The following is a 1,170-nucleotide window of genomic DNA, read 5'->3' as shown; positions in this document are numbered from 1 at the left end:
GGAACCCGGCCTACCGGTGTTTTTTTTCTCCTGTACCCGCAGAACCGCCAGGACTGCATGGGCCAGCAACGACAAGGTAATATGTCGGTGCCAGCTCTGCCATCGCCGCACTTCGTAATGATCCAGCCCACATTCCCCTTTGGTTTCCTCAAAGCCACTTTCGATTTCCCAGCGACAACCCGCAACCTGAACCAGCGTATTCAGATCCGCCTGTTCTCTCAGGGCATACACCACATAGTAAGCCCGTTCCTGTCTGCTATCCCGGCTGCGCCGAACTAACAAATAATGACCATAACGTCGATCCTCTTCACTTATCTGTAAACGCCATAACGGCACGACAGCCCAGTCATACCAACGCTCACCTTTTGTCCCTGTTCCCGCTGACCGTGCTTTCCAGTCAGCGGTGGTCAGGGTATCGGCAATCCGTTCAGCACGGATATACTCTGGTCCTTGCCACCATAAGGGGGTATTGCAGGGAATGGCTAACACGAAGGGCTGGTATCGGGACTCCAGCCAGACTCTTAGACGACGGTCACGGCCATAAACTTCATCCGCGGTCACCCAGCGACAGGGAACGCCGGCATCCCATGTTCGTTCCAGCATCTGCCGGGCTAACTGGGGTTTCGTTGCAAAAGTGACGCGGGCGGGGATACCCGCGGCTTCACAGCGGGAACGGGCATCGGTCCACTGGCGAGGCAGGTATAATGCCCGGTCAACAAAGGCATGCCCTCCGTTGCCGGCGTAACAAAGAAATACGCCTATCTGGCTGTTTTCTACCCGTCCGGCGGTCCCACTATACTGACGCTGTACCCCGGCAGAATGTGTCCCTTTTTTGATAAAACCGGTTTCATCAATGATGAGAACACCCTGTTCATCGCCCAAATGTTCAGTGACATAATCCCGCAGGATATCGCGGGCCATATCGACATCCCAATCAGCGCGTTCCAGCAAATATTGAATCCCATCGGGGGTACTTTCCCCCATCCATTCAGCCAGTTGCCAGCTATTCTTACGTTCAACATCACTGAGCAATCCCCGAAGATAGGCGAGGCTGCGTTGTCGTGGGCCGATAGAGTGAAATAAGGGAGCCAGACGGGCATGTAATGCCTGTAGCGCCTGTTCCCAGATTTTGGCAGGGGATGGCATGTGACACCGCCTTTTATTTAAGGA

Annotated in this window: 1 protein-coding gene; it reads right to left on the bottom strand. The window is 54.5% G+C overall.

All coding sequences use genetic code 11. The features are described 5' to 3' along the window. The coding region (locus PSI23_RS21490) for an IS701 family transposase (protein WP_273556978.1) at positions 1 to 1,146 on the bottom strand (1,146 nt) is incomplete at its 3' end. Positions 1,147 to 1,170 lie beyond the last annotated feature (24 nt).

Source organism: Xenorhabdus yunnanensis (assembly GCF_028598805.1).
Lineage (GTDB): Bacteria > Pseudomonadota > Gammaproteobacteria > Enterobacterales > Enterobacteriaceae > Xenorhabdus > Xenorhabdus yunnanensis.
The sequence above is the reverse complement of the archived record's forward strand: the minus strand, read 5'-3'. Positions and strand labels throughout refer to the sequence as shown.